At 66.0% G+C, this 25338-nt stretch carries 26 protein-coding genes; 23 read left to right on the top strand and 3 right to left on the bottom strand.

The features are described 5' to 3' along the window. Nucleotides 1-67 precede the first annotated feature (67 nt). From CXQ90_RS13550 to CXQ90_RS13495, 12 genes are all read left to right on the top strand, one after another. Complete coding sequence (locus tag CXQ90_RS13550) at nt 68-1045, top strand: ABC transporter permease (RefSeq protein ID WP_104139844.1); 978 nt, start codon at nt 68-70, stop codon at nt 1043-1045. Nucleotides 1046-1057: 12 nt separating this feature from the next. Continuing rightward, nucleotides 1058-2089, top strand: coding sequence for an ABC transporter permease (locus CXQ90_RS13545; RefSeq protein ID WP_104139842.1), 1032 nt, complete (start codon nt 1058-1060; stop codon nt 2087-2089). Then, nucleotides 2086-3021 carry an ABC transporter ATP-binding protein gene (locus CXQ90_RS13540; protein ID WP_104139841.1) on the top strand — a complete coding sequence of 312 codons (936 nt, stop codon included), beginning with the start codon at nt 2086-2088 and terminating at the stop codon, nt 3019-3021. Before CXQ90_RS13545 ends, CXQ90_RS13540 begins: the two co-directional genes overlap by 4 nt. Then, the gene (locus CXQ90_RS13535) at nt 3018-4169 is read left to right on the top strand and encodes an ABC transporter ATP-binding protein (RefSeq protein WP_104139839.1); all 1152 of its coding nucleotides are present in this window, start codon (nt 3018-3020) and stop codon (nt 4167-4169) included. Before CXQ90_RS13540 ends, CXQ90_RS13535 begins: the two co-directional genes overlap by 4 nt. Beyond that, entirely contained in the window at nt 4166-5743 is a 1578-nt protein-coding gene (locus CXQ90_RS13530) for a glycoside hydrolase family 32 protein (protein ID WP_104139838.1), read from the top strand. The genes CXQ90_RS13535 and CXQ90_RS13530 overlap by 4 nt, the downstream gene beginning before the upstream one ends. A gap of 412 nt (nt 5744-6155) precedes the next feature. Further along, nucleotides 6156-7751, top strand: coding sequence for a glycoside hydrolase family 68 protein (locus CXQ90_RS13525; RefSeq protein WP_104139836.1), 1596 nt, complete (start codon nt 6156-6158; stop codon nt 7749-7751). A 288-nt stretch (nt 7752-8039) separates the two neighbouring features. Then, nucleotides 8040-8498 (top strand): hypothetical protein, encoded by a 459-nt coding sequence (locus CXQ90_RS13520; protein WP_104139835.1) that lies wholly within the window; start codon nt 8040-8042, stop codon nt 8496-8498. Between the two features lie 106 nt (nt 8499-8604). Continuing rightward, nucleotides 8605-9063, top strand: a complete 459-nt coding sequence (locus CXQ90_RS13515; protein ID WP_104139833.1) for an Asp23/Gls24 family envelope stress response protein — start codon at nt 8605-8607, stop codon at nt 9061-9063. Continuing rightward, entirely contained in the window at nt 9060-9251 is a 192-nt protein-coding gene (locus tag CXQ90_RS13510) for a hypothetical protein (RefSeq protein WP_104139832.1), read from the top strand. Before CXQ90_RS13515 ends, CXQ90_RS13510 begins: the two co-directional genes overlap by 4 nt. Beyond that, complete coding sequence (locus tag CXQ90_RS13505; protein WP_104139830.1) at nt 9248-9631, top strand: hypothetical protein; 384 nt, start codon at nt 9248-9250, stop codon at nt 9629-9631. Before CXQ90_RS13510 ends, CXQ90_RS13505 begins: the two co-directional genes overlap by 4 nt. Before the next feature lie 83 nt (nt 9632-9714). Further along, nucleotides 9715-10278, top strand: a complete 564-nt coding sequence (locus CXQ90_RS13500) for a DUF6286 domain-containing protein (protein ID WP_219816685.1) — start codon at nt 9715-9717, stop codon at nt 10276-10278. Then, nucleotides 10275-10886: a hypothetical protein gene (locus CXQ90_RS13495; protein ID WP_104139827.1), complete on the top strand. Its 612-nt coding sequence runs from the start codon at nt 10275-10277 to the stop codon at nt 10884-10886. The genes CXQ90_RS13500 and CXQ90_RS13495 overlap by 4 nt, the downstream gene beginning before the upstream one ends. Nucleotides 10887-10919: 33 nt before the next feature. On the opposite strand, the gene CXQ90_RS13490 is transcribed toward CXQ90_RS13495, so the two are convergent. Next, nucleotides 10920-13004, bottom strand: a complete 2085-nt coding sequence (locus CXQ90_RS13490; RefSeq protein WP_104139826.1) for a glycoside hydrolase family 13 protein — start codon at nt 13002-13004, stop codon at nt 10920-10922. A gap of 127 nt (nt 13005-13131) precedes the next feature. Here CXQ90_RS13490 and CXQ90_RS13485 point away from each other — a divergent pair, with 127 nt between their 5' ends. The 5 genes from CXQ90_RS13485 (at nt 13132) to CXQ90_RS13465 (ending at nt 17743) form a co-directional block, all read left to right on the top strand. After that, complete coding sequence (locus CXQ90_RS13485; protein WP_104139824.1) at nt 13132-14418, top strand: ABC transporter substrate-binding protein; 1287 nt, start codon at nt 13132-13134, stop codon at nt 14416-14418. Nucleotides 14419-14425: 7 nt separating this feature from the next. Further along, entirely contained in the window at nt 14426-15463 is a 1038-nt protein-coding gene (locus CXQ90_RS13480; RefSeq protein WP_104139823.1) for a carbohydrate ABC transporter permease, read from the top strand. Continuing rightward, nucleotides 15460-16347, top strand: a complete 888-nt coding sequence (locus CXQ90_RS13475) for a carbohydrate ABC transporter permease (protein ID WP_104139821.1) — start codon at nt 15460-15462, stop codon at nt 16345-16347. Before CXQ90_RS13480 ends, CXQ90_RS13475 begins: the two co-directional genes overlap by 4 nt. Further along, nucleotides 16344-16610 (top strand): hypothetical protein, encoded by a 267-nt coding sequence (locus CXQ90_RS13470; RefSeq protein ID WP_181038560.1) that lies wholly within the window; start codon nt 16344-16346, stop codon nt 16608-16610. The genes CXQ90_RS13475 and CXQ90_RS13470 overlap by 4 nt, the downstream gene beginning before the upstream one ends. Nucleotides 16611-16690: 80 nt before the next feature. Continuing rightward, nucleotides 16691-17743 carry a LacI family DNA-binding transcriptional regulator gene (locus tag CXQ90_RS13465; RefSeq protein ID WP_104139820.1) on the top strand — a complete coding sequence of 351 codons (1053 nt, stop codon included), beginning with the start codon at nt 16691-16693 and terminating at the stop codon, nt 17741-17743. A 21-nt stretch (nt 17744-17764) separates the two neighbouring features. On the opposite strand, the gene CXQ90_RS13460 is transcribed toward CXQ90_RS13465, so the two are convergent. Next, nucleotides 17765-18667 carry a hypothetical protein gene (locus CXQ90_RS13460; RefSeq protein ID WP_104139818.1) on the bottom strand — a complete coding sequence of 301 codons (903 nt, stop codon included), beginning with the start codon at nt 18665-18667 and terminating at the stop codon, nt 17765-17767. A 33-nt stretch (nt 18668-18700) separates the two neighbouring features. After that, the gene (locus CXQ90_RS13455) at nt 18701-19507 is read right to left on the bottom strand and encodes an exodeoxyribonuclease III (RefSeq protein WP_104139817.1); all 807 of its coding nucleotides are present in this window, start codon (nt 19505-19507) and stop codon (nt 18701-18703) included. A 154-nt stretch (nt 19508-19661) separates the two neighbouring features. Here CXQ90_RS13455 and CXQ90_RS13450 point away from each other — a divergent pair, with 154 nt between their 5' ends. The 6 genes from CXQ90_RS13450 to CXQ90_RS13425 all read left to right on the top strand — a co-directional run bounded on the left by CXQ90_RS13450 (nt 19662) and on the right by CXQ90_RS13425 (nt 25307). After that, nucleotides 19662-21161, top strand: coding sequence for a CoA-acylating methylmalonate-semialdehyde dehydrogenase (locus tag CXQ90_RS13450; protein ID WP_104139815.1), 1500 nt, complete (start codon nt 19662-19664; stop codon nt 21159-21161). Beyond that, on the top strand, nt 21161-22279 hold the full coding sequence (locus tag CXQ90_RS13445; protein ID WP_104139814.1) for an enoyl-CoA hydratase/isomerase family protein: 1119 nt from the start codon (nt 21161-21163) through the stop codon (nt 22277-22279). The genes CXQ90_RS13450 and CXQ90_RS13445 overlap by 1 nt, the downstream gene beginning before the upstream one ends. Next, complete coding sequence (mmsB, locus tag CXQ90_RS13440; protein WP_258064531.1) at nt 22272-23234, top strand: 3-hydroxyisobutyrate dehydrogenase; 963 nt, start codon at nt 22272-22274, stop codon at nt 23232-23234. Before CXQ90_RS13445 ends, mmsB begins: the two co-directional genes overlap by 8 nt. 41 nt (nt 23235-23275) lie before the next feature. Continuing rightward, on the top strand, nt 23276-24055 hold the full coding sequence (locus CXQ90_RS13435; protein WP_104139812.1) for an enoyl-CoA hydratase: 780 nt from the start codon (nt 23276-23278) through the stop codon (nt 24053-24055). Then, nucleotides 24052-24873: a CPBP family glutamic-type intramembrane protease gene (locus CXQ90_RS13430; protein WP_104139811.1), complete on the top strand. Its 822-nt coding sequence runs from the start codon at nt 24052-24054 to the stop codon at nt 24871-24873. The genes CXQ90_RS13435 and CXQ90_RS13430 overlap by 4 nt, the downstream gene beginning before the upstream one ends. A 170-nt stretch (nt 24874-25043) precedes the next feature. Next, on the top strand, nt 25044-25307 hold the full coding sequence (locus CXQ90_RS13425) for a hypothetical protein (protein WP_104139809.1): 264 nt from the start codon (nt 25044-25046) through the stop codon (nt 25305-25307). Nucleotides 25308-25338: the final 31 nt, after the last annotated feature.

Here is a 25338-nt window from a genome sequence, read left to right as displayed (position 1 = left end):
GGCGCGGCATCGCTGCGCCGGGCGTACTTCCCAAAACATTTCCGCAATTCCCGAATGGAGGGAAACCGTGCGCTTTATCCTTCGCCGCCTGGGTTTCTACCTGATCGCCTTCTGGGTGTCCATCACTTTGAATTTCCTTCTCCCGCGCTTCATGCCGGGGGACCCCGTATCCCGCATGTTCGCCCGCACCCAGGACCGCATGCAGCCCGAACAGATCGAGGCCCTGCGCAAGCTGCTCGGCGTCGACGACCGGCCCATCTGGGAGCAGTACGTCGACTACCTGCACAACATGGTCACGGGGCAGATGGGCGTTTCCATCTCCCGCTTTCCCACCCCGGTCACCGAAGTGATCGCCTCGCAGGTGGGCTGGACGCTCCTGCTGGGCGGGACCGCGCTGGTAATTGCCGCCGTCGTGGGTAACCTGCTCGGCATCCTGGCCGCCTGGCGGCGCGGCGGGGCCATTGACTCTGCTCTGCCTCCCTTCCTGATCTTCATCGGCTCCTTCCCGTACTTCTGGCTTGCGATGGGCGCCCTCTACCTGTTCGGCGTCACGCTGGGCTGGTTCCCCATCCGCCACGCGTTCAGCGACACTATCGAGCCCAGCTTCAGCTGGGAGTTCATGTCCGACGTCGGGATGCACCTGGTGCTGCCGGCCCTCACCATCGTGCTGGTGTCGGTGGGTGGCTGGATGCTCGGCATGCGCAACACCATGATCGCCACCAACGCCGAAGACTACATCACCATGGCCGAAGCGAAAGGACTGCGCCCCGGCCGGATCATGTTCCGCTACGCCGCCCGCAACGCCATGCTGCCGTCCGTCACCAGCTTCGGCATGAGCCTGGGCTTCGTGGTGGGCGGTGCGCTGCTGACCGAGGTGGTGTTCGCCTACCCCGGCGTGGGCTACCAGCTCCTCAACGCCGTGCAGGGCCTCGACTACCCGCTCATGCAGGGGCTCTTCCTGACCATCACCGCCGCCGTGCTGCTGGCCAACTTCCTCGTGGACATCCTCTACGTCCGCCTCGACCCGCGCGTGCGCGCCAACTAGGAAGGACGGACCATGACCACTTCCATCGCAACCACTGCCTCCACCGTTTCGGGGGAGACCTTCGCCGGCGGCGCCGGTACTCCCCCTGGAACGCCCGACGGCGGGGCCGGACTCCCGCCCGGAGCCTCCGTCCGCAGGCCCAACCGCAGCCTGCTGCACGGCCTGCTGACCAACAAGAAGGCCATGACCGGCGCGGCCATGCTGTTCTTTTTCATCGCCTTGGCGCTCCTCGCCCCCGTCCTGTACCCGGACAATCCCTCCAAGATCACCGGCATGGCGTCCCAGGAGCCGGATGCCGAGTTCTGGCTGGGCACCACGGCCAAGGGCCAGGACGTGCTGGCCCTCACCATCCACGGTGCCCGCAGCTCCCTGCTGGTGGGCCTGACCGTGGGCTTCGCCTCCACCTTTATCGGAATCCTGGTGGGGCTCGCCGCCGCATACTTCGGCAAGTTCATCGACGAGGCACTGTCCCTCACCACCAACGTGTTCCTGCTTCTGCCGGGGCTGCCGCTCCTCGTGATCCTGGCCGCGTTCCTGCCGCCGGGTCTGGGCACCGTGATCCTCGTCCTGGTTGTCACGGGCTGGGCCGGCTCTGCCCGGGTGCTGCGCTCGCAGGCACTGTCCATTCGGTCCAAGGACTTTGTGGCCGCGGCCGTGGTCACTGGTGAACGGCCCCTGCGGATCATGTTCCGCGAAATCCTTCCCAACATGGCCTCCATCGTGATGGGCACCCTCCTGGCCTGCATCATCTACGGCATCGGCGCACAGGCCGGGCTTGAGTTCCTGGGCCTCGGTGACGTCAGCACGGTCTCCTGGGGCAACAACCTCTACTGGGCCGGCAACGAGGGCGCCCTGCTCACCGGCAGCTGGTGGGTGTTCATCCCCTCCGGGCTGTGCATCGCGCTGGTGGCATTCTCGCTGTCGCTGATCAACTACGCGGTGGACGAGGTCACGAATCCCCGCTTGCGGAAGATCAGGAAATCCAAGCCCGCATCCAAGCCCGCGGGCAAGCCTGCAAAACCCGGAAAGCGAGCATCGGCATGACCATCTCCCAGACCTCCTTCGGGTCCCACGAACCCGTCCTGGAAATCAAGGACCTCACCGTGAAGTACCGCGGCGACACCCGCTCCACCACCGCCGTCGACCACGTCTCCTTCAGCATCGGCACCGGCGAAATCTTCGGGCTGGCCGGCGAATCCGGCTGCGGCAAATCCACCATCGCCAACGCCATCATGCGGCTCCTCCGGGACCCGGCGGAGATCGCCGGCGGCAGCATCCGCTTCGGCGGCAAAGACGTCCTGGCCATGGGGACCGAAGAGCTGCGCCGCTTCCGCTGGCAGGACGTTGCCATGGTGTTCCAGTCCGCCATGAACTCGCTGAACCCCGTAATGACCATCGGCGACCAGATCGTGGATATCTACACCACCCATGCCGGCTACACCCGGAAGGAATCGCTGCGGCGGGCAGCCGAACTGCTGGAACTTGTCCGGATCGATCCGGCCCGGCTGAAGTCCTACCCGCACCAGCTCTCGGGCGGGATGCGGCAACGCGCCGTCATCGCGATGGCCGTGGCACTCAAGCCCTCGCTGCTGATCCTGGACGAACCCACCACCGCGCTGGACGTGGTGGTGCAGCAGGAGATCATGGCCCAGATCAAGGAGCTGCAGCGGGAACTGGGCTTCTCCGTCCTGTTCATCACGCACGACATGTCCCTCATGGTGGAACTCTCGCACCGGATGGCCGTGATGTACGGCGGCCGGATCGTGGAGACGGCAAAGGCCAAGGACATCCACGCCGCCCCGCTGCACCCCTACACCCAGGCACTCATGGGCGCGTTCCCTCCGCTCACCGGCCCCCGGGTTCCGCTGACCGGCCTGGCCGACGGCGTGAAGTTCAGCAACATCGCCGACCTCCAGGAAGTCTCGCCCGGACACTTCGTTTCCCCCCTTCCCGTTCTCCAAGGAGCACAGCCATGAGCACCCCGGTTTCAGCACGGCCGGCACCGGCGCCGGCAACGGCACCAAACGCGCAGGGCCAGACCCGCTCCGGAGCTCCCGCCCTCGAAGTGAAAGGCCTGGTCAAGGACTTCTCCAGCGGCGGCCTGTTTTCCCGGGCCTCGGTGCGCGCCCTCGGCGGTGTGGACCTCGCGATCAGGAAAGGCGAGATCGTGGCCCTCGTGGGGGAATCCGGCTCGGGCAAGAGCACCCTGGCCCGCTGCATCGCCCGGCTCGAGAAGCCCACGGCCGGCCGAATCCTGCTCAATGGCACGGATGTGCTAAAACGGGACCGCTTCCAGGCATCGAGGGAATATCGGTCGCAGCTGCAGATGGTGTTCCAGGATCCTTTCGGCTCGCTTAACCCCGTCCACCGGATCGAACACTTCCTCACCCGTTCCCTGACCCTGCAGGGCAAAGCCGGCACTCCGGAGCAGCTGCGCAGCCGCCTTGACGAGCTGATGACTACCGTGGGACTCACCTCGGACATGCTCAACTCCTACCCGCACGAGCTCTCCGGCGGGCAGCGGCAGCGCGTGGCCATCGCCAGGGCGCTCGCCGTTGAACCGGAAGTAATCCTGGCGGACGAGCCCACCTCCATGCTGGACGTCTCCGTGCGGATCGGCATCCTGAACCTGATGCGCCAGTTGCGGGACAAGCAAGGCATCTCGATGCTCTACATCACCCATGACCTCGCCTCCGCACGCTACCTGGCGGACCGCATCGCCGTGATGTTCGCCGGGGAACTCGTGGAGGAAGGCGAATCGCTGGACCTGCTGGCCAACCCGGCCCACCCCTACACCCGGCTACTGGTATCGGCCGTGCCGGACCCCGCCCGCACCGGATCCTACAACCCGCACGAGCGCGCCGCGCTGCGGGCAGCGGTAATGGAGTCGGCGTCGTGCGCGTTCGACGGCGATGCGGAGCAGCGCTGTTCCGCCACCGAACCCGTCCGCCACCGCGTGGGTGATCCCGCCAACGAACACTGGGTGCGCTGCCACCTTTACCGGCCCCCGGCCACGGCGGCAAGCCACGCGCTGTCCGCCGAGCCCCTCGAATCCGGGCCCCCGACAACCCAAGAAGCGTCCCCGACGGACGGTTCCCGGACAGAAAACAAGGCTTCCGCATGACCGAACTGACCCACCCCTTGGCCACTGTGCCGCAGGATGAACTCGTAGCACGGGCCGAGGCAGACCCGCACCGGCCGCGTTTCCACTTTGTCTCGCCCGCCGGCTGGCTCAACGATCCCAACGGGGTGAGCCAGTGGAACGGGACCTACCACCTCTTCTACCAGTACAACCCGGAAGGCGCATTCCACCACCGCATCCTCTGGGGCCACGCCACCAGCACGGACCTGGTGAACTGGGCCGACCAGCCCGTGGCGCTGGAGCCTTCCGAAGGGCCGGACACCGACGGCTGCTGGTCCGGGGTGCTAGTGGACGACGGCGGCACGCCCACCCTGGTGTACTCCGGCCGGCACGGCGAGCGCGAACTGCCCTGCGTGGCGGTCGGCTCGCCCGACCTCCTCACCTGGACCAAGGCACCGGAAAACCCTGTGATTCCGGCGCCCCCGGCAGGTGTGGACGTCACTGCCTACCGGGACCACTGCGTCTGGCGGGAGGGCTCGGTCTGGCGCCAGCTCGTGGGGTCCGGAATCCGTGGCCGCGGCGGCACCGCCTTCCTCTACGAATCCGCCGACCTCCGCCGCTGGGACTACATCGGCCCGCTGTTTATCGGCGATGCCGCCTCCGGCGATCCGACAGCCACGGACTGGCAGGGCACCATGTGGGAGTGCGTTGATCTGTTCAGTACGGGTGAAGGGACGCTGGGCGCCGGACCTTTCGATGATCCGACGCCGGGGGGCGGCACCGATGTGCTGGTCTTCTCGGCCTGGCACGACGGCGACACGCGCCACCCGCTCTACTGGACCGGTCGATACGCAGGGGATTCGTTCAAACCCCGGGAACTTCACCGGCTCGACTACGGCGGCCGCTACTTCTACGCCCCGCAGTCCTTCGCGGACGAATCCGGCCGCCGGGTCATGTTCGGCTGGCTGCAGGAGGGCCGCACGGAGGCCGCCATGGTGGAGTCCGGCTGGTCAGGGGTGATGAGCCTGCCCCGGGTGGCCACCCTGGACGCGGCAGGGGAGTTGGCTTTCGCACCTGTGCCGGAACTGGAGTCGCTCCGCCGCGATCACGTCCGGATCGGCCCCCGGACTGTCGGCACGGGCGAGGTCCTTGCGGGGGTGTCCGGGAACCAGCTGGACCTCGAACTGAACCTCGAGCTGGAGCCTGGGACCGTCTTCCGGCTGGGTCTCCTCGGCGGCGGCGACGCCGGTGCCCACGAAGAGACGGTGGTGGAGATCGGCCACCTGACCGGAGAGGGCGCCCTTCCGGCGTCGTACATCCTGCTGGACCGCAGCCGCAGTAGCCTGGACAGAATGGTGGATGCCGGACCAAGGTCCGGCGCCCTGACCCTCGCGGGGGGAAAACTGAAGCTGCGTGTGCTCGTGGACCGATCCGCGCTGGAGATTTTTGCCAACGGCAGGCCCCTGACAGCCCGCGCCTACCCGACACTGGGCGGCGAACGCGTGCGAGTCTCGGCAGACGGAAACGTCCGGCTGCACCAACTGGACGCGTGGCGGATGGACGCGATCTTCGACACACCACGGAATCTCTTTCCCGGGCGATCGGCTGCTCTGTAACTGCCCCTTTGCCGCCCGAAAAGGGCGGTTGTGGAGCAATGGGCGGGTAAACACGCGGTGAAGTCGGGCATAAAAGCAGGTTTATTAAGCCGCATTTGAAATCGGTATGAACGATGTGGCACGCGCGCGCCAACGTAAATGTAAGCGCTTGCACTCACTCCGGCCAGCCGTCCGGTCCGCGTTGAAAACCGGGTTGAACTCGGCTGACAACGTTGTCTACCGTGGAGTGCAGGCCGGGAAATACAGAACCTTCCCGGCCGCTCAACCGGGGCCCCACCCAAGCCCCGTTTCCCCCTCGACACAACGGCGTCCTCGATGACGCCTGCCGTGTCATCGGGACCTTCGGAGTGCGCGGGGGACAAGGGCACATGCCCGTCTTCCACGAAATGTAACTCCGCGAGAAGAGCAAAACATGCACAAGCACCCCAACACACCCCGGATGCTGCGGTGGCGACCCGCCGCCGCAGCTCTGGCGGCGGCCGTCGCGGCCACCACGTTCCTCGCCGTGCCCTCGGCGCAGGCAAACGAACCGTCGGATCCGCCATCGAACACGCAGATGCCCGCCCCCACCCCGGGCTTCCCCCTGCCGACCAAGCACACGCAGAAGTCCTACGATCCGGCGGCCGACTTCACCTCCAAGTGGACCCGTGCGGATGCCAAGCAGATCATGGCGCAGAGCGACTCCACCGTCACGCCGGGCAAGAACTCCATGAGCCCGGACGTCACCATGCCGGAGATCCCTGAGGACTTCCCGGCCATGAACGACGACGTGTGGGTCTGGGACACCTGGTCCCTGACCGATGAGCACGCCAACCAGATCAGCTACAAGGGTTACGACGTGATCTTCTCGCTCGTCGCCGACCGTCACGCCGGCTACGGCTTCGACCAGCGTCACTGGAACGCCCGCATCGGCTACTTCTTCCGCAAGACCAACGCGGATCCGGCCAAGGACAAGTGGAACTACGGCGGTCACGTTTTCGTGGACGGCTCCTCTATCGGCAACACCGAGTGGTCCGGTTCCACGCGGCTCATGAAGGGCAACCAGGTGAACGTGTTCTACACGGCCACCACGTTCTACGACGTCAAGGAGCGCAACGCCGGCGGCGGCGGAATCGCGCCCGACGCCGCCATCGCCAAGGCTCTGGGCAACATCCACGCCGACAAGAACGGCGTCACCTTCGACGGCTTCAAGCACACCAAGCTGCTCGAACCGGACGGCAAGATGTACCAGAACAAGCAGCAGAATCCCGGCTTCGCGTTCCGGGATCCCTACACATTTGCTGACCCGGCTCACCCCGGCAAGACGTTCATGGTCTTCGAAGGCAACACCGGCGGCAAGCGCGGCGACTACCGCTGCACGAACGAGGACCTGGGCTACGGCAAGGGCGATGCCAATGCCGAGAAGCTCGACGAGGTCAACAGCAAGGGCGCCTACTACCAGACCGCAAACGTCGGCCTGGCAGTAGCCGAGAACAAGGATCTGACCAAGTGGAAGTTCCTTCCCCCGGTCCTGTCCGCCAACTGCGTCAACGACCAGACCGAGCGCCCGCAGATCTTCATCCAGAATGAGGGCGGCAAGAACAAGTACTACCTGTTCACCATCAGCCACCAGTTCACCTACGCTGCAGGCATGCGCGGCCCCGACGGCGTCTACGGTTTCGTCGGCGACGGCGTCCGTTCCGACTACCAGCCGATGAACAACAGCGGCCTGGCCCTCGGATCCCCGACGGACCTGAACCTTCCGTCCGAATCCCCGGAAGCCCCGACGCCGAACCAGAACGGCCGCCAGTTCCAGGCCTACTCGCACTACGTGCAGCCGGGCGGACTGGTCCAGTCCTTCATCGACAACGTCAACGGCGTCCGCGGCGGATCCCTGTCGCCCACCGTGAAGATCAACTTCCGGGACGGCGTGTCCACGGTTGACCGCAGCTTCGGCCAGAACGGCCTCGGCCCGTTCGGCTACCTGCCCACTAACCTCAACGTTGGCGGAGCCGGACACTACAAGTAAGCCGGCAAAACAGCAGCAAACCTGCAGAGGCGCCCGGATCTCGTCCGGGCGCCTCCCTGCGTTCACCAGGCGCTTGGTCCGCCTGTCCGTTTCTTGAACGTCGCCCTAACTTTCGTGTTCATTCCCTTATATATAGGGGGAAGGGCGCAAGGACCACGCGCAATGTCAACTTGGAAAGCGGCCCACGGCCCGGGCTAGACTCGCACGCCGGGGGATACGGCCGGCGCCCCGCGCCGGACCAGACAGGCCGCCGACGCCGGCGGCGCAACCGATCCAGGAATGTGAACTGTGAAAAACCTTGCACGCCCGCTGACCGCCGCCGCCCTGTTCGCTGTTGCGGCGCTCACCGCATGCTCCGCCCCGACAGCCGGCAGCGCGCCGTCGTCGGCCTCTCCCAGCAGCCCCGCAACGCCGAGCGGCAGCCCTTCGGCCAGGGCCGGCGCGTCGTCCGGGCCGTTCGGAGGCTACGCCTCCGCAGCGGAGGCGTGCACCGCCATCTCCGGGCAGGCCACCGGGGCCTCGTTGCTCCCGATGTCGGCGGCCCAGGGGAAGACCGCGGAACTTGAGCAGAAGAAGGCGGAGCTCAGTGCGACGGCGGAGCGCGTGCCGGATGCACTGCAGGCGGACTTCGCGAAGCTGAACGAGGTCGCCGTTGCCGGGCTGACAGACCAGACGGTGTATTCCAGCGGCCAGTTCCAGGACGCCATGGCCCCCGTAACCCAATGGCTGGATGCCAACTGCTCGTAGGACACCGCAAGAGGCTTCCGGACCTGCGGGCGAATCGGGCGCGCTGCGCCCCTGACGTTGTCGGACCTAAGGGATAGGGTTGTGTTCAACAGAAGGGGAGCGCCTGATGGAATACCAGAACCCACAATCCTCCGCCGACGTCCGCGCGGAGGCGGCCCTGAGCCAGCCCACGGCCAGCGGCCGCACCATCATCTCTGAGACGGCAGTGGCCAAGGTCGCGGGAATCGCCGCCCGCGCCGTGCCCGGCGTGTATTCCTTGGGAACGGGCTCCTCACGGGCGCTGGGCGCCATCCGCGACGCCGTGGGCAGCTCGGACCACGCCGCGGGAGTGCATGCCGAGGTCGGTGAGACCCAGGTTGCCGTTGATATCACGCTGGTGGCGGCCTATGGCACGCCCTTGCATTCCCTGGCCAACCAGGTCCGCGCCGCAGTTTACGCGGCGGTCGAAAAACTCGTTGGCCTGCAGGTCATCGAAGTCAACGTCGAGATCAACGACGTCTACATAGCCCCGCCGCCGAAACCCTTGGGGGCGCCGGCCGTGACTGAAAGGGAGGCGGTCCTGTGAACCTGACGGTGGTAGGTATCGCGATCGGCGCGTTCGTGGCCTTCATGTCATTCCAGTTCGGCCTGTGGGGCTTCCTGATCTCCCTGCTGTTCATGGCCATAGGTGCCCTCCTGGGCCGTGCCGCAGAAGGGAAACTGGACCTGCGCAGCGTCATGGACGCCCTGAGCGGCCGGCGCTCCTCGTCATGAGCCAGGCAGCCGAAGCAGCCCCGCCGAGCCCGCTGTACAGCGGGCACAACCGGATCAGCACCCAGGCCCTCACCAGCCTGGCCAAGGCAGCCGCCGCGGAATCACTGGGCGTCCCGGCCCATGATGTGCGCGCAGAGTGGACGGACGATGACGGCCTGCTGGCTCTGTCCCTCGTCACGCCTGTCAAGATCCCCGGCCTGACGGCCGTTCTCCGCGACCCGGCACGTGTCTCCCTGTTCGGCGGATCCATCTGGGAGAGGGCCGTCTCGGCCAAATCCGACATCCTCACCAAGGTCACCGAACTCAGCGGCGCGCGGTTGAGCAGGGTGGACATCCGCATCAGCGGTGCGCACGTCACGGAGAGGGGCCGGGTACGTTGAGTTCCGTCATTCAACAGCAGAACGAGGCAGGCGAAGAACCGGGTCCGGGCGCAGCCGGTCCGGCGCATGCCGCCCCGTTCGACATGAAGAGGGTACTGCACCGGGAGACGCATTCGTCCCGCGCGGCAGCGGCGGGGCTTGCCGCTGCCTTGGTGGTCCTCCTCTGCCTTTACGCCCTGCTGGAGTCCGCGGTGCGCGCCATCGGCCAGCCGCCCTGGCTTATCGATCCTCAGACGGCAGCGGAACGGATTGTGTCGCTTCCCGGCGGAATGCCGCCCCTCCTCTTGGGGGTCATCGGGGCTGTGACCGCGGCGGCAGGCCTCTTCTTCTTCCTCAGCGCCGTCCTGCCAGGCCGCCGGGCCCGGCATTTACTGGAGGACCGGCACATAGCCGTGGTGGTTGATGACGAAGTCATCGCCTCAGCCCTTGCCCGCCGGGCCCGTCTGGCGGCTAACGTCACCCAGGAACAGGTCATGGTGGTGGTGTCCCAGCGGCAGGCGGTAGTGAACGTCCGCCCCACGTCCGGCGTGCCGGTCAGCGAGAACGCAATCCGCGAGGCGGTCGAGGACGAACTGCGTTCCATGGCACCGACTCCCATGCCCCAGGTACGGATCAATCTCGCGACGTCGGGGGTGATCGGCGCTTGAACAGCACGCCAAGAATGCTCAACCGGATCCTCATCGGGATCCTGGGATTCAAGCTGCTGGCCGTGGGCGTCCTGCTCATGCTGCTGGCTACCGTTCCCGCCGTCGGGACCTGGTGGCAGTCCTGGTCCCGGAGCGTGTGGGACGACGCCAACAGCGCGTTTGCGGGCACACGGTTCCCTGGCCGGACGGAAAGCTGGCTTTGGATCGTCCTGGCCCTGGTCCTGGTTGTCCTCATCGGACTGATGGTGGCCTGGGTCGCCCAGCAAGGAAAGGGCCGCGCAGACCTCCTGCTGGCAGCCGAGGATCCCGGCGGCGTCCCCGGCGACATCCGGATCGGAGGCGGGGTGGCCGAACAGGCGTTGAAGAACGCGCTGGCTGAACGTCCCGACATCGCAGGAGCAACAGTCGCCACGTACGAAGTCCGCGGCCAGCCTGCCCTAAGGATCCGCCTGCACCCCAGGCCGGGCGTGCCGCCGCAGGTTCTCGCCGCGGACACCTCGGCACTCGTGGCCGCGCTGGAAGCCGTGGTGGGCCAGCGGACGCCGGTGCTGGTGCACATCGCCGCCGGCGCCCGCACCCGCTTCAGCCGCGCGGAGCGCGTCCGCTGATTCGTGCATCCCTCCGGCGTTGCCTCCGCCGGGCTACCCGGCCACGAGGTACGCGGCAGTGTTGGGGGCAATAACGGTGACGTCTAGGCTTCCGCCCGCAAGGACTCCGGATTCCGCATCTGCATCGCGCGACGCCGTCCGTCCGTCGGCCGCCCCGACGGCGGCCGGTTCGGCAGCCACCCCGATAACGGCCGGTTCGCCGAAGGCTGGTCCGGCGGCATTGGCCCCTGCGGCACTCGAAAGCTCCACCCGGTAACCGTCGGGCACCGGGGTCGGCACGGTTCCCATGTTGGCGATCACCAGGACGTCACGGTTCTGGAAGGCCAAGACGCCCAGTTCAGGGTCGTGCATGTCGGCCCAGCAAAACGAACCGGAACCCAGGCCGTGGCTCTTGCGCAGCGACAACGCAGACCGGTACAGCTCCAGCGTAGAACCCTCGACGCCGTCCTGCCGGTCCGCGGCCAGCTCCGCGAACGACTGGGGCTGCGGCAGCCATGGTGCTGCAGGCGGGCGGTGACCCGACCCGCCGTCGGAAGAAACGCCGTCGGATGTCCCCCCGTCGGAAGAAAGACGGCCAGTGTAGGCGTCGGCGAAGCCGTAGCCGGGCTCGCCGGACTTCCAAGGCAGCGGTACGCGGCACCCGTCGCGTCCGCGTTCAATGCCGTTGGTGCGGAAGAACGTCGGGTCCTGGCGGGCCTCGGCCGGCAGCGTGGTGTGCTCCGGCAGGCCCAGCTCCTCGCCCTGGTACACATAGGCCGAACCCGGAAGCGCGAGGGACACCAGGGTGGCAGCGCGTGCGCGTTCCAGGCCGAGCCCGGCATCCGGCTGCTCATCCTCCGCCGCAATGCCCTTCGGGAACGTGGTGGGATCCGCCAGGCCGAACCGGCTGGTGTGGCGCACGGTGTCGTGGTTGCTCAGAACCCAGGTTGACGGCGCCTCCACCGATGCGGCGGCCTGCAGGGAATCTTCGATGGCAACGGCCATGCGCTGGGCGTTCCAGCCGGCCAGGAGGAAATCGAAGTTGAAGGCCTGCTGCATCTCGTCCTTGCGGATGTACCGCGCAAGGCGTTCGGCCGGTTCCACCCAGGCCTCGGCCACCAGCATCCGGTCACCGTCGTACCCGGCCAGCACGCGGTTCCAGTCGCGGTAGATCTCATGCACGCCGTCCTGGTCGAAGAAGGGCGACGGCGGGTACAGCGGTGAGACCGGCTGGTGCCCGCCGTCGTCTCCAAGATGGATGTCGCCTGAACGCACATCGCTGGCGCGATGGTCGCCGGAGTGGTCGTCGCCGGTGCGGTCAGGTGAATGATGGGCTGTGTGCGGTTCCACCGCTTCGGTGTGGGCCCCTGGTGCATCCGGCAGGTGCCCGGCCTCAGTTGAGCCCTCCACCATGGCCGCCACGCCATCCCAGTCCGGGAGCCCGGCCTCCTTGACCATGCCATGCGCCACGTCCACTCGGAAGCCGTCCACGCCGCGGTCCAGCCAGAACCGCAGCACGGAGCGCATCTCCTCCCGGACCTCAGCGTTGTCCCAGTTCAGATCGGGCTGTTTGGTGTCGAAAAGGTGCAGGTACCAGTCACCGGGAGAGCCGTCCGGATTCGTGGTCCGCGTCCATGCGGGACCGCCGAAGATTGACTTCCAGTTGTTCGGCGCCAGGTTTCCGTCGCCGGAACCCGCCACTTGGTCCTTTCCGGGCCTGAACATGTAACGGTCCCGCTCGGCCGAGCCGGGCGCCGCCGCCAGAGCCGCCTGGAACCAGACGTGTTCATCAGAAGTGTGGTTCGGCACCAGGTCCACGATGACCTTGAGGCCCAGGCTGTGAGCTTTCCGCAACATCCCGTCGAAGTCGGCCAGCCTGCCGAACATCGGGTCCACCTGGCGGTAGTCGGCCACGTCGTAGCCGGCGTCTGCCTGGGGTGATTTGTAGAACGGCGACAGCCAGATCGCGTCCACACCGAGCCTCTGAAGGTACGGCAACCGCGCCGTCACACCGAGGAGATCGCCCATTCCGTCCCCGTTGGCGTCAGCGAACGAGCGCGGGTAGATCTGATACACGACGGCGCTGGCCCACCACGCTTCGATGTCGGAACCTGGCGTTGCAGTTGGGCGTTTGGTCATAGTTGCCTCTCCGGTAACAATTAGGTGTAAACGCTTGCATTTCTCATCGCAACGTTACTAGTGTGACTGTCACCACATCAACCGCACCATGTTCTTTTCTTGTCACTCAGCGAGGAGTCTCCTGCCAATGAAATCCCCGAAGTTCTTACTCCCGGTAGCAACTGCCGGCGTTCTCGCCCTGACGCTTTCCGCCTGTGGTGGCGGCGGCGGAGGCGGCACCACCACAGGCGGCGGCGACGCCGAAGCCGGTCTTGACGGCCGCGGTCCCATCACGTACGTCCAGGGCAAGGACAACAGCAATGTGGTCCGGCCGCTGGTTGCCAAGTGGAACGCTGCCCACCCGAACGAGAAGGTGACGTTCAAAGAGCAGACGGACCAGGCCGACCAGCAGCACGACGACCTCGTGCAGCACTTCCAGGCCAAGGACGCCAACTACGACGTCATGTCCGTGGACCTGGTGTGGACCGCTGAGTTCGCCGCCAAGGGTTGGCTGCAGCCGCTCAAGGACAAGATGGCAGTCGATACTGCAGCCATGCTGCCGTCGACCGTTGCCGGTGCTTCCTACAAGGACACCCTGTATGCAGCGCCCCAGAACTCCGACGGCGGAATTCTCTACTACCGCAAGGACCTCGTTCCCACTCCGCCCAAAACCTGGGACGAGATGATGCAGATGTGCTCCATCGCCAAGCAGAACAACATCGGCTGCTACTCGGGCCAGTTCAAGCAGTATGAGGGCCTCACCGTCAATGCCTCCGAAGCCATCAACTCTGCGGGCGGTTCCGTGCTGGATAAGGACGGAAAACCGAGCCTGAACACGGCCGAGGCCAAGGAAGGACTGGGCAACCTCGTTGACGCCTTCAAGGATGGCAGCATCCCGAAGGAAGCCATCACCTACCAGGAAGAGGAAAGCCGCCGCGCCTTCCAGTCCGGCAACCTGCTGTTCCACCGCAACTGGCCGTACGTCTATAACTTGGCCGTCACGGAAGGCTCATCCAAAGTCAAGGACAAGCTGGGCATGGCGGCACTTCCCGGCAAGGACGGACCAGGTGCTTCCTCCCTCGGCGGGCACAACGTCGGCGTGAGCGTCTACTCCAAGAACAAGGCAACCGCCCTGGACTTCCTGAAGTTCATCACCTCTGAGGAGACCCAGCGCTTCTACGCCACCCAGGGTTCGCTTGCTCCTGTCCTGACCAATCTGTACGACGACGCCGCCCTGGTGAAGAAGCTTCCGTACCTGCCGGTTCTGAAGACCTCCATCGAGAACGCCGTGCCGCGTCCGGTCACCCCGTTCTACCCGGCTGTCACCCAGGCGATCCAGGAGAACTCCTACGCTGCACTGAAGGGCGACAAGTCTGTAGACCAGGCGCTGTCCGACATGCAGAAGTCCATCGAGACCGCCGGTGCAGGATCGTAGGCCAGTCGTGGCAACCGAAGTAGGCCCGACGCCGGTCAAAGCACCGGCGTCGGGCGGCACCCCGATCCATCACGGACCCAAGGGCGTTGGCGAGGACAACAAGATCCTGAGCCAGGGCAAGTGGGCCGCGTGGCTCCTCGCCCCCACCATCATCGCCCTGGCCATCGTGATCGTTTATCCGATCATCAGCGCGATCGTGATGTCCTTCCAGAAGGACGCCGGCCTCGATCCGGCCACCGGCCTTTTCACTGCCGGCGGGCCCGCCGGCGTCCAGAACTACGTCAACTGGATAGCGCAGCAATGTGCCACCCCGGGCGGCGGAACGGTCGCCTGCCCGCCTGGCACGCTGGGTGCGCAGTTCTGGAGCGCCACCACCACAACGTTCATATTCACCATCATCACCGTCACCCTGGAAACCGTTCTTGGCTTCTGGATGGCAATGATCATGGCCAGGAACTTCAAGGGCCGCAGCCTGGTCCGTGCCGCTGTCCTGGTGCCGTGGGCTATCCCTACCGCGGTCACTGCCCAGCTGTGGCTGTTCATCTTCGATTTCCAGGGCATCGCCAACAAGCTGTTCAATGCGAGCATCCTGTGGACCGGAAGTGAGTGGCCTGCCAAGTGGGCGGTCATCATCGCCGATACCTGGAAGACCACACCGTTCATGGCCCTGCTGATCCTGGCAGGCCTGCAGATGATTCCGGCCGAGGTTTACGAGGCGGCCAAGGTTGACGGCGCCTCCGCATGGCAGCGGTTCCGGATGATCACGCTTCCGCTGGTCAAGCCCGCCCTCATGGTGGCTATCCTGTTCCGCACCTTGGACGCACTGCGCATGTTCGACCTCCCGTACATCCTGACCGGCGGCGCGAACAACACCACCACGCTGTCCATCCTGGTGATCAACCAGATCAGGCAAGGCTTCAACGCGGCGGCGGCGCTGTCCACCATCACCTTCATCATTATCTTTATTGTCGCTTTCATCTTTGTCCGGTTCCTCGGCGCAAACGTTGTTGAACAAAGCGGCGCCACCGGTAAGGGGAAGAAATGAGCACCGGCACAGCCCTCCGGGCGGAGCAGGACAAGGGCCGCCGCGCGGCCCAGAACAAGGAAAAGTGGGCGCAGGGCCGCACGTACATCAGTGCGGCAGTGATCCTGATCTGGTGCCTTGCCCCCGCTTACTGGATGGTGGTGGTGGCGTTCCGGGAGGTCGGCTTCACGTACGACACCTCGATCCTGCCCACCCACATCACGCTGGACAATTTCATCACGGCGTTCGACACCTCGTTCGGCAACAGGTTCGGGCAGGCGCTGCTGAACAGTATCTTCATCGGCGTGGTGGTTACGGCCATTTCGCTGCTGATCGGTGTTTTCGCCGCGTACGCCCTTGCCCGGCTCAACTTCCGGTTCAAGTACATGGTGCTCGGCTTCATCCTGGGCGCATCCATGTTCCCGGGCGTTGCCCTGATCACCCCGCTGTTCCAGCTGTTCACCAACATCGGCTGGATGGGTACCTACCAGGCTCTGATCATCCCGAACATCTCGTTCGTCCTGCCGCTGACCGTTTACACCATGACGTCCTTCTTCCGCGAGATGCCGTGGGAGCTCGAGGAATCGGCACGGGTGGACGGCTGCACGCAGGGCCAGGCGTTCCGTAAGGTGATCATGCCGCTGGCGGCACCCGCGATCTTCACGACGGCGATCCTGGCGTTCATTTCCTCCTGGAATGAATTCCTCATCGCCAGCCAGCTGTCCAGCGACGCAACACAGCCGGTGACGGTGGCCATTGCCAACTTCGCCGGCGCGCAGCCCCAGCAGATCCCCTACACGGCCATCATGGCGGCAGGCACCATCGTCACCATTCCGCTCGTCATCCTGGTGCTGGTGTTCCAGCGCAAGATCGTGGCCGGGCTGACGGCAGGCGCAGTCAAGTGACGGACGGAGCAGCACCACATGGCAAGAAGCCGGCAACCGGGATCGGCCATAAGCGGGTCCGCTCCGGCGAGGATTTCGACATCATCATCGGGTTCCTCGGCTTCTGGGCTGTGGTGCTGCTCGTCGTCACGGTCTGGATGGAGGTCACCGCCCAGCCGGCACTCGGATGGGCGCTGGGCCTGCTGGCCATGCTCTTGGCGCTGTACGGGATGATCAGGCTGCGCAGGCGCCTTCCCGCACGCACGGCCACGCGCCGCAACTGAGCGCCGGCAGATTAATATGGTTTCTTGCCGCTGGGAGAACATCATGGCGGAAATCTGCATAGGGGCTCTGAGAGGATACCGTGGCGCGCACAACTGACCGGGCACAGCGCGGCGGCCACTCCGGAGTCAGCATCGAGGACGTGGCGGCGGCGGCCGGAGTGTCCACGGCAACCGTCTCCCGCGCCGTGCGGGGCCTGCCCAGGGTTTCCCCGGCCACCCGGGAAAAAATTCTCGAAGTGGCCGGCGCCCTGGGGTACGTGGCGTCGTCGTCGGCGTCAGGCCTGGCCACCGGCCGCACCAAGACCATCGGCGTGCTGGCGCCCTTTGTGAGCCGCTGGTTCTTCTCCAAAGCCATCGAAGGCGCTGACCGCGAACTCCACGCGCGCCAGTACAACCTGTCCCTGTTCAACCTTGGCGGCCACGGCAGCCACCGTGAGCGACTCTTCAGCAAGACCATGGTCTACAAGCAGATCGACGCGCTGCTGGTCCTGTGTATGGCGCTCACCCACGAGGAACTCGAACACCTGCAGAAGATCGACATCCCGCTGGTGGTGGTCGGCGGACATGTCGAGGAATGCAGCTACATCGGAATCGATGACTACGCTGCCGCCTCCACTGCCGTCAAGCACCTGATCGATCTTGGCCACCGCGATATTGCCCTGCTTCACGGGGACGACGAAACCGACCTCAACTTCGACGTGCCACGCGTCCGCATCCTGGCCTTCCAGGACGTCATGACTGCCGCGGGACGTGAGGTCCGCCCGGAGTGGGACGAGTGGGGTGACTTCACCGTCCGCAGCGGCCAGGAGGCATTCCGCCGGTTGTGGGCTCAGCCGGGTGCCAAGCCGACCGCCATCTTCTGTGCCTCGGATGAAATGGCCATGGGGGTCATCTTCGAAGCCAACCGGGTGGGCGTCCGGATACCCGAGGACCTGTCCGTGATCGGGATCGACGACCATGATTTCTCGGACGCAGTGGGACTTACCACCGTGGGCCAGCGCCCGGACGAACAGGCGGAACTGGCCACGAAAATGCTGCTGGACGAGCTGGTGGGCATCCCAGGCTCCGTGCGTTCCGCCGTCGCGCCCCACAAGCTCATCGTCCGACGCACGACGGCGCCCCCGCGGGCATAGGAAGCCGGTCAGAAGACCGGGTCAGGAAGCGCGCGCCAGCTGGCGGATGGGGATCCAGCGTGAGGCGAGCCTTCGGTAGGCGGCGGCGGCGCCGGTCATATCGCCCTCGGCCAGGCATTCGATCCCGAGGCGCACGTCCATGGGGGAGTCGTCGGGGTAGACCTTGTCCGCCACAGCACCGTAGTCGAGTTCCACCATGGAATCCGCGTGGAACAGCTCCAGCCATTCAGTGAGCTGAGTGAGGTCATCGAGCATGTCCAGGTCGGGTGCAGCCAGAGCCAGGTTTGCCACCGCGTAGCGCACCCTGTCCAAGGCCTCGGCTATGGGCGCCCACACCCGGACGGTGAGGATCCTGCCGCCGGCTTCCACCACGTCCTGCGGATCGGACTCCAGGAACAGCGAGAACCAGCTGAAGGGGATTCCCCACGTGGAGGCGCGGGTGTGCACGCGCGTGATGCCTTCGCGGGCGTTGACCTGATCGATCCGCTCCTGGTGCCGGTCCCGCTGCTCCTCGGGAATCAGCAATTCGGCCAGGGGGCCGTGGATCCCCTCCATGAGCGCGTTGGCCGCCAGCCCGGCCCGCAGTACAAGCTGGCTGGGGCAGTACAGCAGCCCGGCGCCGTCGGACGTCTCAGCCCCGGCAGGCTCCTTCGAGGGGTCGTCCCCGATCGGAATGCCGGGCGCCCGGGTGACGCGCACCAGGTCGGTCCGTCCCGTGGGGAACGGATCTCCGCCGGGCCGTGTTATCCGTCCCAGCGAGGCCAGCAGCTCGGCGTTTTCCACCGCTGCGCGCGAAACTGCCCGCTTGCCGGCAGCCTTGAGGGCGGCTCGCTGGTCCTCCGGAAAAGCATCCAGCGGCTCGTAGACCCGCAGCGTGGACGAGAACGGCAGCCCGGCCTGCCCCCGGTAAAGGTTTCCCGTCATGAGTGCCTGCCTGTCATCGGCGTACAGTCCCCATCAGTCGGCCAACTCCACGATCACCGGCGCGTGGTCCGAGGCGCCCTTGCCCTTGCGTTCCTCGCGGTCAATAGAGGCGCCAGTGACACGGGCCGCAAGGGCAGGGGAGGCAAGGATGAAGTCGATCCGCATGCCTTCCTTCTTCGGGAAGCGCAGCTGCGTGTAGTCCCAGTAGGTGTAGACGCCGGGGCCGGGGGTGTGCGGGCGAACGACGTCGGAGTAGCCGACGGCCTCGAAGGCGCGGAACGCGGCGCGCTCCGGCTCGCTGACATGGGTGAGGCCCTGGGAAAGGAACAGGTCGATGTCCCAGACGTCGTCGTCCGTGGGCGCGATATTCCAGTCGCCCATCAAGGCGATCTGGGCCTCAGGGTTTTCGGAGACCCAGCCGGCGGCATGGTTCTTGAGCGAGTCCAGCCATTTGAGCTTGTAGGGCATGTGCTCGTCGTCGAGGGAGCGCCCGTTGGGGACATACAGACTCCAGACCCGGACACCGCCGCAGGTGGCGGCCATGGCGCGCGCTTCCTGGATGGGGTCCTTGCCCGCCTTGCCGAACACCGGCTGGTCCACGAAGGCCCGCTCGACGTCCTCGAGTCCCACCCGTGAGGCAATCGCCACACCGTTCCACTGGTTGAGGCCGTAGTGCGCCACCTCGTAGCCCATCCGTTCAAACAGCTCCCACGGAAAGTTGTCGTCCTTGCACTTCGTTTCCTGGATGGCCAGGACGTCGCAGTCAGTGCGCTGCAGCCAAGCCTCCACACGGTCGGCGCGGGCACGGAGCGAGTTCACATTCCAGGTAGCAATCTTCACAGTTCCTAACTTACCGAACTTAGGCCTTGGGTGGATGGTGGGCTGCCCGACCGCCGGGTGCCCGTCCGAACCACAGGACTCTGGAATTTAGTAGGAAGTCCGAGTATATTCAGCTCCAAGATGACCCAGGTCACATGCAAAGGAGCATTCCACCATGGTGCGCGAACTGTCCCACTACGTTGACGGCCGGAGGGTCGAGGGAACCTCCGGAAGATTCAGCGACGTCTATGACCCCTGCACCGGCGAAGTCCAGGCCAGGCTTCCGCTGGCCAGCGACGAGGAAGTCCGGAACATCATCGCCAGCGCGGAGAAGGCCCAGCTGGAGTGGGGGGCCATGAACCCGCAGCGACGCGGGCGCATCCTGCTCAAGTTTGTGGACCTCGTCAACGAGCACCTGGACGAGCTGGCCCGGCTGCTCTCCTCTGAGCACGGCAAAACCGTCCCGGATGCCAAGGGTGACATCCAGCGCGGCATCGAGGTGGTGGAGTTCGCCGCCGGGGCGCCGCATCTGCTCAAAGGTGAGTTCTCGGACGACGCCGGTTCAGGCATTGACGTCCACTCCATGCGCCAACCGCTGGGCGTCGTGGCGGGCATCACGCCCTTCAACTTCCCCGCCATGATCCCGCTCTGGAAGTCCGGTCCCGCGCTGGCCGCGGGCAACGCCTTCATCCTTAAGCCGTCCGAACGGGATCCGTCGGTGCCCCTCCGCCTGGCCGAGCTCTTCACCGAGGCGGGCGTGCCGGACGGCGTGTTCAATGTGGTCAACGGGGACAAGGAAGCTGTGGACGCGTTGCTCGAGGATCACCGCGTCAAGGCCATCGGCTTCGTGGGGTCCACGCCGATCGCCCAGTACATCTACGCCACGGCCGCCGCCCACGGCAAGCGGGCGCAGTGCTTCGGCGGTGCCAAAAACCACATGGTGATCATGCCGGACGCGGACCTCGACATGGCCGCGGACGCCCTGATCGGCGCGGGGTACGGTTCCGCCGGCGAACGCTGCATGGCCATCTCTGTGGCCGTCCCCGTGGGGGAGGACACCGCGGACAGGCTCGTCTCACGGCTCCAGGAACGGATCAAGGGACTGAAAGTGGGCCACAGCCTGGACAAGGATTCCGACTTTGGGCCCGTTGTGGCGGCCGCCGCGAAGGAACGGATCGAGGGGTATATCCAGTCCGGGATCGACGACGGCGCCAACCTGGTGGCTGACGGCCGCGGCCTCACGGTTGAAGGGTATGAGGGAGGCTTCTGGGTGGGCCCGACGCTCTTCGACAACGTCACCAAGGACATGAAGATCTACAAGGAGGAGATCTTCGGCCCGGTGCTGAGCGTCCTCCGCGCTGCCGACTACGACGAGGCCCTGCGGCTTTGCAGCGAGCACGAGTTCGGCAACGGCGTGGCCATTTTCACCCGCGACGGCGATGCTGCCCGCGACTTCGCCAGCCGCGTGCAGGTGGGCATGGTGGGAGTCAACGTTCCCATTCCGGTGCCCATCGCCTACTACACCTTCGGCGGCTGGAAGGCCTCCGGCTTCGGGGACCTGAACCAGCACGGCGCGGACGCCTTCCGCTTCTACACGAAGACCAAGACAGTGACCACCCGCTGGCCGTCGGGCATCCGCCAAGGCGCCAGCTTCATCATGCCGGAAGGAAGCTGATGACGGGAACAACGCCCGAAGCCAGCCCCGCAAACGCAGTTCCCGCGGACGCGGTGCCCGAGGAAGCCACGCCCGAAGAAGTGCTGTTCGAGAAACGTGGCCACCTCGGCGTGGTGACACTGAACCGGCCCAAGGCGGTCAATGCCCTCACCGCGGGGATGGTGGCGGCGATGCTGGATCAGCTGACCGCCTGGGCGGACGACGACGGGGTGGCTACCGTTCTGGTGGAGGGTTCCGGTGGGCGGGGGTTGTGCGCCGGCGGCGACATCGTGGCCATTTACCGGGACATGCTCGTGGGGGGGAACGAAACGGCAGGTTTCTGGGAGGCCGAATACCGGCTGAACTCACTCATCGCGCGCTACCCGAAGCCCTATGTGGCATTCATGGACGGGCTGGTGCTGGGCGGCGGCGTGGGCATCTCGGCCCATGGCTCCGTCCGCATCGTCACCGAGCGGACCCGGACGGGCATGCCGGAGACAACCATCGGATTCGTGCCCGACGTCGGCGGCACGCTCCTGCTCTCGCGCTCGCCGGGGGAGTCCGGCACCCATGCGGCCCTGACCGGGGCACACCTGAGCGGCGCCGATGCGCTGTTCCTGGGCCTCGCGGACCACTTCGTTCCGTCCGAAAAGCTCGCCGACCTCTCGGCGGCGCTCGAAAACGAAACCGCGGAAGCCGCCGTCGGACGTTTCGCCGATGCGGCACCCGCCTCCGGACTGGAAGCGCAGCGGCAGTGGATCGACACCTGTTACCCCGCGGACGACGCCGAGGAGATCGTCCGGCGGCTTCGTGCCGCGGGCGGTGAAGCCGCCGAGGCCGCGGACATCATTGAGGCGAAGTCGCCCACGGCAGTCAAGGTGGCACTGGCATCCCTGCGCAGGGTCAGGGGTCTGAGCCTCGACGAAGCGCTCGCCCAGGAGTACCGCGTGGGACTGCGCTGCCTGGCAGGCCCGGACTTCCGTGAAGGGATCCGCGCGCAGGTGGTGGACAAGGACCGCAACCCGAACTGGCGGCCGGCCACCCTCGCGGAAGTGCACGCGGACGACGTCGAGAGGTACTTTGCGCCGTTGGGGGACAGGGAGCTGGTTCTTTTGGAGAAGGAGACGCGTCATGCCTGACGATGCAACGCCCGATGTAGCGGGAGCCGCGGGGGATGCCGCGGCGAGGAAGGAACATATCGCCTTCCTCGGGCTGGGCCACATGGGCGGTCCCATGGCCGTCAACCTGGTCAAGGCAGGCTACACAGTCACCGGATTCGACGTCGTGCCCGCGGCGGTGGAAGCCGCGCGGGAGCATGGCGTGCCTGTCGCGGCCAGCGCCGCCGAAGCCGTCGCCGGGGCTGACGTGGTGCTCACCATGTTCCCCAGCGGGCAGCATGTGCTGGACGCGTACGTCGGCGCCGGGGGGCAGCCCGGGCTGCTCGCCACCGCCGGGGCCGACACCATGTTCCTGGACTGCTCCACCATCAACGTGGACGAGGCCAGGGAAGCGGCCAGGCTGGCGCTCGACGCCGGGCACCGCTCCGTGGACGCTCCGGTTTCCGGCGGCGTTGTCGGCGCCGAGGCCGGCACGCTGACGTTCATGGTGGGCGCGCTGCCGGAGGACTTTGAGACAGTGCGGCCCATGCTGGACGTGATGGGCAAACGGGCAGTTCTCTGCGGAGAGCACGGCGCGGGCCAGGCGGCGAAAATCTGCAACAACCTCATCCTGGGCGTGTCCATGATCGCGGTGAGCGAGGCGTTCATCCTGGGCGAGAAACTGGGGCTGACGCATCAGGCCCTGTTCGACGTCGCTTCCGCCGCGTCCGGCCAGTGCTGGGCGCTCACCACCAACTGCCCGGTCCCGGGGCCCGTGCCCACCAGTCCTGCCAACCGGGACTACCAGCCCGGATTCGCCGGGGCGCTGATGGCTAAGGACCTGAAGCTGGCACTCAACGCCGTCCGAAGCACCGGGGTGGCGGCACGCATGGGGCCGCTCGCCTCTGAAATCTACGATGCTTTTGCCGCGGAAGGGGGCGCAGGGCGCGACTTCTCCGGCATCATCACCGACATCCGCGACAAATCCGGTAAGTAGTCTTAGTTTTAGTAGCAGGACCAACCACATGAGAGGCGCGCATGACGCAGGAGTACGGGAACATTCTGGTGGAGCGCCGCGGGCGCGTGGGACTCGTGACCCTGAACCGGCCCGAGGCACTGAACGCACTGAACAAGGCGACCCTGGATGAGCTCGTAACCGCGGTGTCTGCGATGGACACGGACCCCGGGGTGGGCGCCGTGGTCATCACGGGTTCGGGGAAGGCCTTCGCAGCGGGTGCAGACATCAAGGAAATGGCCTCCCAGGGCTACATGGAGATGTACGACGCCGACTGGTTCCGCGGGTGGGAGGACCTCACCAGGCTGCGCATACCGCTGATCGCCGCCGTGTCCGGCTTCGCCCTTGGCGGGGGCTGCGAACTCGCCATGATGTGCGATGTCATCATCGCCGGAGACAACGCCAAGTTCGGCCAGCCGGAAATCAACCTGGGTGTGCTCCCGGGGATGGGCGGCTCCCAGCGGCTCACCCGCGCCGTGGGCAAGGCCAAGGCGATGGACATGATCCTGACCGGCCGGTTTATCGACGCCGAGGAGGCGGAACGGTCCGGGCTGGTCTCCCGGGTGGTGCCCGCCGAGGACGCCGTGGAGGAGGCCCTGAAGGCCGCCGCGGTGATTGCATCCAAGTCCAAGCCCGCCGCCATGCTGGCCAAGGAAGCCGTCAACGCGTCCTTCGAGACCGGGCTGGCGCAGGGCGTGCTGTTCGAGCGCCGGCTTTTCCATTCGATCTTCGCCACCGAGGACCAGAAGGAAGGCATGGCCGCGTTCTCGGAGAAGCGCCAGCCGGAGTTCAGGCACCGGTGAAAACCCCTCTTACCGTACAGCGCACCGTCAAGGGGACTTCCCTGCGCGTGATTCCCGCCGCGATGATGTCGTTGTCCGGATTCATCCTGTTTGCGCTGCACCAACACGTTCCGGGCTACGCGCTGCTGGTGGCTTCGCTGGCGGTCGCCGCTCTCGTTGACAGGGCGCTGCTCCGCGATCTCCTCCTCATCGCCGTCGGAATCTCGGTGATCAGCGCAGTTCCCATTACCACCGACGTCAGCACGGAACACATGCTCGTCATGGGTTCCGCCATGATCCTTGCCGTGGGCATTCCCTATGCGGTATCGCGCTGGGTTACCAAGGAGCACGCCGTGGTCTTCCCGGTCATGACCGGGAACAAGTGGACGCGCGGAGAGAAATGGTACCTGCCGGTTGTGGTGGTGCTGGGCTACGCCGTGCTGCCGGTCTATATGATCCGGACCGGCGTCTACGCCAACTGGCCCGCGGTGCACGACCCCGACGGCATCGCGCGGCTGTTCGTCGGGACCAACGCACTGGGCATCTGGGACGAGCTGTTCTTTATCTGCACATGCTTCGCGCTGCTGCGCCGTCACCTGCCCGACTGGCAGGCCAACCTGCTGCAGGCAGTCCTGTTCACATCGTTCCTGTGGGAGCTGGGATTCCGGGCCTGGGCGCCGCTGTTCATCTTCCCGTTCGCACTGCTGCAGGCACGCATCTTCACGATCACGAAGTCGCTCTCCTACATCGTGGCGGTCCACCTGCTCTTCGACTTCGTGCTGTTCCTGGTGCTCCTCCACGCCCACAATCGGGAATGGTTCGACATCTTCGTGTACTGAGGCCGGGCTGGCCCCGCCGCCGGACCGATTCCGTACGCTGTTCGCCGTCGGGATTTCACCCGCCGTTAATCGCCGTGCTCTAGCGTTGCACTTCAAGCAACTGGGCGGTCCAGTAACAGTGCAATCGAAGCATCTGTGCGAACGGGCAATGTGCGGGAAGGGAAGCGATCGTGGCCAAAATTGCTGATGTACTGGGGCGACTCACCCCGGAAGAACTCGAAGAAATCCACGCCGCGGGCCCCCACGGCCACCTCACTCGCCGGATCGTTGAGGCGCTTGACCGCGCCGCGGGCGGCCCGGGATCCGGGCGCGGCTACTACGTGCCGGCAGGAAGCGTCAGCGGGACAGGAAGTCCCCATCTGATCCTGAGGAGCGACGTCGCGGCGTGGCTATTCGGGGCGCCTGCCACGGCCGCCGCGGCAAACCCGGCCTGACTTGACGGTCTGACGCGGTGCAACGGCGCGG

This window comes from Arthrobacter sp. ZGTC131 (genome assembly GCF_002929275.1).
In the GTDB taxonomy this organism is placed as follows: domain Bacteria; phylum Actinomycetota; class Actinomycetes; order Actinomycetales; family Micrococcaceae; genus Arthrobacter.
The sequence above is the reverse complement of the archived record's forward strand: the minus strand, read 5'-3'. Positions and strand labels throughout refer to the sequence as shown.